The organism is Streptomyces sp. NPDC038280, from assembly GCF_055600045.1.
The window spans coordinates 455,290-462,354 of the sequence record NZ_JBVJYZ010000004.1; the positions used below are offsets into that span (position 1 = coordinate 455,290).

General features: G+C 69.8%; 8 protein-coding genes. All 8 read right to left on the bottom strand.

All coding sequences use genetic code 11. From position 1 onward, the window contains the following. Positions 1–20: 20 nt before the first annotated feature. The gene (locus ACZ7J0_RS13060; protein ID WP_470886731.1) at positions 21–1,082 is read right to left on the bottom strand and encodes a lysophospholipid acyltransferase family protein; all 1,062 of its coding nucleotides are present in this window, start codon (positions 1,080–1,082) and stop codon (positions 21–23) included. A gap of 15 nt (positions 1,083–1,097) precedes the next feature. Then, complete coding sequence (locus ACZ7J0_RS13065) at positions 1,098–2,168, bottom strand: NAD-dependent epimerase/dehydratase family protein (protein WP_470886733.1); 1,071 nt, start codon at positions 2,166–2,168, stop codon at positions 1,098–1,100. Positions 2,169–2,357: 189 nt separating this feature from the next. Next, positions 2,358–2,456 (bottom strand): 30S ribosomal protein bS22, encoded by a 99-nt coding sequence (locus ACZ7J0_RS13070; protein WP_003948845.1) that lies wholly within the window; start codon positions 2,454–2,456, stop codon positions 2,358–2,360. A gap of 120 nt (positions 2,457–2,576) precedes the next feature. Then, positions 2,577–2,786 (bottom strand): helix-turn-helix domain-containing protein, encoded by a 210-nt coding sequence (locus ACZ7J0_RS13075; RefSeq protein WP_040875176.1) that lies wholly within the window; start codon positions 2,784–2,786, stop codon positions 2,577–2,579. Positions 2,787–2,914: 128 nt separating this feature from the next. Beyond that, positions 2,915–3,730 (bottom strand): phosphatase, encoded by an 816-nt coding sequence (locus ACZ7J0_RS13080; protein ID WP_470886735.1) that lies wholly within the window; start codon positions 3,728–3,730, stop codon positions 2,915–2,917. Between the two features lie 141 nt (positions 3,731–3,871). Beyond that, complete coding sequence (locus ACZ7J0_RS13085; protein WP_470886737.1) at positions 3,872–5,047, bottom strand: acetoin utilization protein AcuC; 1,176 nt, start codon at positions 5,045–5,047, stop codon at positions 3,872–3,874. After that, the gene (locus tag ACZ7J0_RS13090) at positions 5,016–6,233 is read right to left on the bottom strand and encodes an MFS transporter (RefSeq protein WP_470886739.1); all 1,218 of its coding nucleotides are present in this window, start codon (positions 6,231–6,233) and stop codon (positions 5,016–5,018) included. Before ACZ7J0_RS13090 ends, ACZ7J0_RS13085 begins: the two co-directional genes overlap by 32 nt. Before the next feature lie 41 nt (positions 6,234–6,274). Then, entirely contained in the window at positions 6,275–6,919 is a 645-nt protein-coding gene (locus ACZ7J0_RS13095) for an HAD family hydrolase (RefSeq protein WP_470886741.1), read from the bottom strand. Positions 6,920–7,065 lie beyond the last annotated feature (146 nt).

Here is a 7,065-nt window from a genome sequence, read left to right on the forward strand (position 1 = left end):
GAAGGACCTCGGAGGAAGCCTCAGAAGAAGACCGACCGGCGCTGTACCAGCAGCTTGTACAGCGTGTGCTGGATCTGCTCCCGCACCTGGTCCGTCAGGTTGAACATCAGCATCGGATCCTCGGCCGCCTCCGGCGGATAGCCGTCCGTGGGGATCGGCTCACCGAACTGGATCGTCCACTTGGTCGGCAGCGGCAACACCCCCAGCGGCCCGAGCCACGGGAACGTCGGCGTGAGCGGGAAGTACGGGATGCCGAGCACCCGCGCCAGCGTCTTGGCGTTGCCGATCATCGGGTAGATCTCCTCCGCGCCGACGATCGAGCACGGCACGATCGGCACCCCCGCCTGGAGAGCCGTGGAGACGAAGCCGCCCCGCCCGAAGCGCTGCAGCTTGTAGCGCTCGCCGAACGGCTTCCCGATGCCCTTGAAGCCCTCCGGCATCACCCCGACGACCTCGCCACGCCGCAGCAGCCGCTCGGCGTCCTCCGCGCAGGCCAGCGTGTGCCCGGCCTTCCGCGCGAGTTCGTTGACCACCGGCAGCATGAACACCAGGTCCGCGGCCAGCAGCCGCAGATGCCGGCCCGCCGGATGGTTGTCGTGGACGGCGACCTGCATCATCAGGCCGTCCAGCGGCAGCGTCCCCGAGTGGTTGGCCACCACGAGCGCCCCGCCCTTCGACGGGATGTTCTCGATGCCCTTCACCTCGACCCGGAAGTACTTCTCGTACAGGGGCCGCACCAGCGACATCAGGACCTGGTCGGTCAACTCCTCGTCATAGCCGAACTCGTCGACCTCGTAGTCCCCGGTGACGCGGCGCCGCAGGAAGGCCAGCCCGCCGGCGAGCCGTCGCTCCCAATCGCTGCCGGGAGTCCGGCTTCCGCCTCCCGGCGCCTCGGCGGGCCCTTCAGCGGCCGTCTCGGGGCCTTGCTGACCCGGCAGGGAGCTGACCGCCGCATCGCCCCCGGCAGGCGGCAGGGCGTCGCTCTTCCGCCTGCCACCCGCCCCGGGGCGGCGACGCGAGGAACGCGGCGCGCCCGTGCGTGACCGGTCGTCGTCGAACGGAATGACCTTGGCGTCCGCCATCGTTGCCCGCGCTCCTTAGTCGGCGCTCAGTGTGGGTGTCCCGGTGCGGTCCGCGGCGCCCACCAGGCGGGAGGCCGCGATCCGGTCGACCGCCGCGGCGACGGTCTCCGGAGGAAGCAGGCCCGGGCCGCGGCTGCGCGCGAAGTCCGCGAAGGTCTCCGCGGTCGAGAACTTCGGCGCGAAACCTAGCGTCTCGCGCATCTGCACCGTACTGACCACCCGGCCATGGGTGAGCAGCCGGATCTGCTCGGGCGAGAAGTCCGTCATGCCGACCGTACGCAGCGCGGAGCCGACCCAGGTGACGGCCGGAAGCAGGACCGGGACGGTCGGCCGGCCCAGGCGCCGCGAACACTGCGACAGCAGCAGCACCCCGTCGCCCGCCACGTTGAAGGTCCCGCTGTTCAGCGTGGCGCGCCGCGGCTCGTGCGAGGCGAGCCGCAGCACATCGATGACGTCGTCCTCGTGGACGAACTGCAGCCTCGGGTCGTAGCCGAACACCGTCGGCAGGACCGGCAGCGAGAAGTAGTCGGCGAGCGGGGAGTCGGCGCAGGGGCCGAGGATGTTCGCGAAGCGCAGGACGCAGACGGCGACATCGGGCCGGCGCCGGGCGAAGCCCCGCACATATCCCTCGACCTCCACGGCGTCCTTGGCGAAGCCGCCGCTCGGCAGCGACTTGGGCGGGGTGGTCTCGGTGAACACGGCCGGGTCGCGGGGCGCGGAGCCGTAGACGCTCGTACTGGACTTGATCACCAGCCGCTTGATGCTCGGGCTCTTCTGGCAGGCCCCGAGCAGCTGCATGGTGCCGATGACATTGGTCTCCTTGACCGTGGCACGGCCGCCGGCTCCGAGAGGCGTTCCCGTGACGTCCATGTGCACCACGGTGTCGACGCCGTACTCGGCGAGGACCCGCGCTATGGCGGGCTGCCGGATGTCCGCCCGGACGAAATCGGCGCCGCCCAGGTGGTGCTCGGGAACCACGGCGTCCACGCCGACGACCCGGTCCACTTCCGGATCCCGGAGGATGCGCCGTACGAAACGGCCGCCCAGCTGCCGGGCCACTCCGGTGACGAGCACGACCTTGCCCAAGATCAGCGCCTTCCCTTCGGTGCTCCCGCTCCGTCATGCGTCACCGTAGCGGGTTGATGTTGCGCTGTGATGACCGCACGGGCCGTTGCCGGCCCATTGACCCCGAATACACCGCAGGCCCCCGGACACACCGCAGGCCCCCCACCGAATCGGTGGGAGGCCTGCGAATGCCGCACGTACAGCCGTCGCTTACTTCTTGTTGCGACGCTGAACGCGGGTGCGCTTGAGCAGCTTGCGGTGCTTCTTCTTGGCCATCCGCTTGCGCCGCTTCTTGATAACAGAGCCCACGACTACCCTCGCTCACTTCTCTTCACTGGTGCGGGGCGTCTGGGCCCACACGACCTACGTCGGCCTAGCCTACCGGCCCGAGCGCTGAGCTTGTAATCCGAGGGTCGCGGAGGGCTCCGCCTACGCCGTCTCCACCCCCACAAAAGACTCTCGGAGGTACTCGTGAACCGCTTGCTCCGGGACCCGGAAGGACCTTCCCACCCTGATCGCCGGCAGATGACCGCTGTGCACCAAGCGGTACACGGTCATCTTCGACACTCGCATCACCGAGGCGACTTCCGCCACGGTCAGAAACTTGACCTCGTTGAGAGGCCTCTCGCCAGCAGCCATGACCCACCTGTACCTTCCGCACACGACGCCCACCGGCTTCCCCTCCGGTGACTCTTCGTCGCGGTGCGCTCACGCTCCAGACTAGGGGCGGGTGGTACGAGTGGGGAAGAGGAGCAGCCATCCGCCGTTTACCGTGACAGACACGCTCGATTGAGTACATAGCGAGTAAGTGGTCGGTAGTAATCGGACCGCACACCGTCATCGAGCGGAACGGCGACGGACACCCGGCCCTCCGCCTCTCCGACGAACAGCGCCGGATCGTCCGTGTCACCCAGGCCGATGGCTTCAATACCCAGCTGACCTGCCCCGCAGACCCATCCGTGGTCTCCGACGACGAGCTCCGGAAGCGGCCAGCCGCCGTCCACGGTCCCCTCCAGAGCGGCCCTGATCGGCAGCGGCGAGTGCGTGTGCGCCCCGGTCTCACGCCCGGCGCCCGGAACGCCGGGTTCCCGTACCAACGCAACTCCTCGTACGTAGTCGAGGCAGTGCGTGCGTACGCCGAACCGGGTCGTTATGTCGACACATCGCCCCTGCGCGGGTGTGAGAACAAGACATCCCGCCGCCGACAAAGCGTCTGCGAGATCGCCGTAGAACCCCAGCAGCCGATGCGGATGCCCCGTCCCCAACAGCACCGGAGCCCGCCGCGCCGCCGCCTCGGCGAGCCGCCCGGCGAAGGCGTCGAGCCCGCTCAACGTCCGCTCGGGGTCGATCACGTCGGGCCCCGACACATGGTCCGGGTCGGCGGAGACCCCGCACTTGTCGGCCATCACCGCCATCACGTCCCGCTCGCTCCACCCCCAGGCGGGGTCGAGCCCGAGTGTCACCCGCGGATCGCGTGCGGCGAAGAGCCGATAGCTCCGCAGACTCTCCTCCCGTGACGTGGCCACGGGACCGGCCAGCCTGGCCGCCAATAAGTGCGCGCGCAGCGCCCCGGTGCTCAACACCTCCCCGATGCTGCCGAAAAACCCCCCGCGAAGTACCAAAACCCCGGACACACCGCACAGTCGGCGTAACAGCCGTAACCTGTGCCGTCGCCAGAGGACCGGGCAGGTGGCGATCCGTCAGGAGGACCCCGTGGCAGTCGTCTACGCGAGCAGCCCCCGCAGCGGGAACACGGCGCGCCGGGTCGCCAGCACCGCCTGGTCCAGACGGTCCGCCGGGTCGTAGCCCGCCTCCCATTCACGCCACTCCACAGGCCACAGCCCGTCCGTCATCCGGCCGGGAGCCAACTGCCGCGTCCGCGCGTACACCTCGTCACGCCACGACGCCGGGATGACCGACTCCGGCTCGATGGGGTGATGCGCCGCGATCGCCACCAGATGCGTCCACGAGCGCGGCACGACATCCACCACCGCGTACCCGCCACCGCCGAGCGCCACCCAGCGCCCGTCGGCGTGCTCGTGCGCCAGCTCGTGACACGCCGTCTGCACCGCCCGCTGCGCGTCCAGCGACACCGCCAGATGCGCCAGCGGGTCCTCGAAATGCGTGTCGGCGCCGTGCTGCGTCACCAGCACCTGCGGCCGGAAGTCCGCCAACAGCTCCGGCACCACCGCGTGGAACGCCCGCAGCCAACCGGCGTCACCCGTCCCCGCCGGCAACGCCACATTCACCGCCCCGCCCTCGCCCGCACCCGGCGCGCCCGTCTCCTCGGGCCACCCCGTCTGCGGGAACAGCGTCCTGGGGTGCTCGTGCAGCGAGATCGTCAGGACCCGGGGGTCCTCCCAGAACGCCGCCTGCACCCCGTCGCCGTGGTGGACGTCCACGTCCACGTACGCCACCCGCTCCGCCCCCAGTTCGAGGAGCCGGGCGATCGCGAGCGACGCGTCGTTGTAGATGCAGAACCCCGACGCGGCGCCCGGCATCGCATGGTGCAGCCCGCCCGCGAAGTTCACCGCGTGCGCGGCCTCGCCCCGCCACACCGCCTCGGCCGCCCCCACCGACTGTCCGGCGATCAGTGCGGAGGCCTCGTGCATCCCGGCGAAGGCGGGGTCGTCGACCGTACCGAGCCCGTACGACTGGTCCGCCGCCCTCGGCTCCGCCGAAGCCGCCCGCACGGCCGCCACATAGTCCTCCCGGTGCACCAGCCGGAGCGTCGAATCCCCCGCCGGCTTCGCGGCCCTCACGTCCACGGCGCGATCGAGCTCGTACGCCCGCACCAACCCCATGGTCAGCGCGAGCCTGACCGGATCCATCGGGTGGCTGGACCCGAAGTCGTAGCCCGTGACAGCTTCATCCCACATCAACAGTGCGCGGCCGCTCATGCCCGCCACCGTATCTGGCCGGTTGAGAACCGAACGACTTGGCGTACACCACGGTCACAAGCACCAACACCATCGGCACAAGCATCGCCCCCCGATAGCTCCACGCGTCCCCGAGCGCCCCCACCAACGGCGAGCCGACCAGGAACCCCACATAGTTGAAGACATTCAGCCGCGCCACAGCGGCATCACTGGCCCCGGGGAACAACCGCCCCGCCGCCGCGAACGTCTGCGGCACGATCACGCTCAGGCCGAGCCCCAGCACCGTGAACCCGGCCATGCCGATCCACGCACCCGGCGCCCCCGCCACCACCATGAACCCGAGCGCCGCCAGCACGGCACCACACCGCACCACGGCCGTCGCCCCGAACCGCCGCACACCGAAGTCCCCCACGGCCCGCCCCAGCAGCGTCGTGACCATGTAGGCGTTGTACGGAACGGTCGCCATCTCCTCCGAACTCCCGAGGACGTCCTGCAGATACTTCGCGCTCCAGTTGGAGACGGTCGAGTCCCCGATGTACGCGAACGTCATCACCGCGCAGAGCGGCAACAGCAGCCGGAAGACAAGACCGCCCGCCTCTGCCGCTTCCGCTGTCTCTCCGGCCCCCGCGCCCACCGGGGCCGCCGCGCCGCCGTCCACATACGACCGGCTCCACACCACCACAACCGGCAACAGCACCACCACAGCCGGCAGATACGAGACGAACAGCGCCAGGTCCCAGTGCGCCCCCGCCCACGCCATCGACGCACCGGCGATCCCTCCCAGGCTGTACGCGGCGTGGAACCCGAGCATGATGCTGCGCCCGTATGCCCGCTGCAGACTCACGCCGAGCATGTTCATCGACGCGTCCAGCGCCCCGACCGCCAGCCCGAACACGCCGAGCGCCACGGCCACCTGCCACATGGCGGTCCCGGCACCGACCCCGAGGAGCGCCAGGAGCACCACGGGCTGGGCCCACCGCAGCACCACGCTCGGCGGGACCCGTACGACCACCTTCTCGGTGATCACGCTCGCCACCCCGGCCAGCACCGGCACCGCCGCCAGGAAGGCGGGCAGCAGTGCGTCGGATATCCCGTACCGGTCCTGGATCGCGGGGATCCGGGTCACCAGCAGCGCGAAGGTCACCCCCTGCACAAAGAAGCTGACCGCCAGAGCACCCCGCCCACGCCGCAACCGCGCATCTGTCATGGGCGCACATTAGGCGGCCGACCTACCCATGGGTAGATCGATCACACAAGCAATCCGGGCAGTTCCGCCATCTCCCCGAAGTACCCCGTCGACCCGGCCAGTCGGGACGCCGGCGTCATGGCCGTGAATCCGTACACGTCCATCCCCGCGGCCCGCGCAGCGGCCACCCCGAGCGGACTGTCCTCGACGACGACGCACCGCTCGGGTGCCACCCCCATCCGCTCCGCCGCGTGCAGAAACAGATCCGGCGCCGGCTTTCCCTTTCCCACGTCCTGGGCGCTGAAGATGTTCTCGTCCCGGAACCAGCGGTCGAGCCCGGTCTTACGGTGCCCGACCCGGATCCGCTCATGGCTCCCCGAGGAGGCGACGCAGTAGGGCACCCCGTCCGCCACCAGCTTCTCCAGCACCTCGGTGGCCCCTGCCACCGGCTCCAACTCCCGCTCGAACGCGGCGAAGACACGGGTGTGCAACGTCTCGTCGAACTCCTCGGGCAGACGGCGTCCCGTGCGCTCCTTCACGAGGTCATGGACCCGATGCACGGCAGCACCCATGTAGTCGCGCAGCGACTCCTCGTACGAGGTGGGGTGCCCCAACTCGGTCAGGTAGCCGGCGAGGATGGTGTTGGAAAGGGGCTCGCTGTCGACGAGCACCCCGTCGTTGTCGAAGACGACCAGTTCGTAGCGCATGGCCCAACCCTAAGAGGCAGCGAAAACCCGAGAGGCAACGAAAGACCCCTGAACGCAGAAAAGCCCCGCACCATAAGGTGCGGGGCTTTCCCACAATGATTGTTCGGCGGCGTCCTACTCTCCCACAGGGTCCCCCCTGCAGTACC

Excerpts from the sequence above, each read along its gene's own strand:
- ACZ7J0_RS13060 (WP_470886731.1), bottom strand. The coding sequence starts at position 1,082 with ATGGCGGACGCCAAGGTCATTCCGTTCGACGACGACCGGTCACGCACG.
- ACZ7J0_RS13075 (WP_040875176.1), bottom strand. The coding sequence starts at position 2,786 with ATGGCTGCTGGCGAGAGGCCTCTCAACGAGGTCAAGTTTCTGACCGTG.
- ACZ7J0_RS13085 (WP_470886737.1), bottom strand. The coding sequence starts at position 5,047 with ATGAGCGGCCGCGCACTGTTGATGTGGGATGAAGCTGTCACGGGCTAC.
- ACZ7J0_RS13090 (WP_470886739.1), bottom strand. The coding sequence starts at position 6,233 with ATGACAGATGCGCGGTTGCGGCGTGGGCGGGGTGCTCTGGCGGTCAGC.
- ACZ7J0_RS13095 (WP_470886741.1), bottom strand. The coding sequence starts at position 6,919 with ATGCGCTACGAACTGGTCGTCTTCGACAACGACGGGGTGCTCGTCGAC.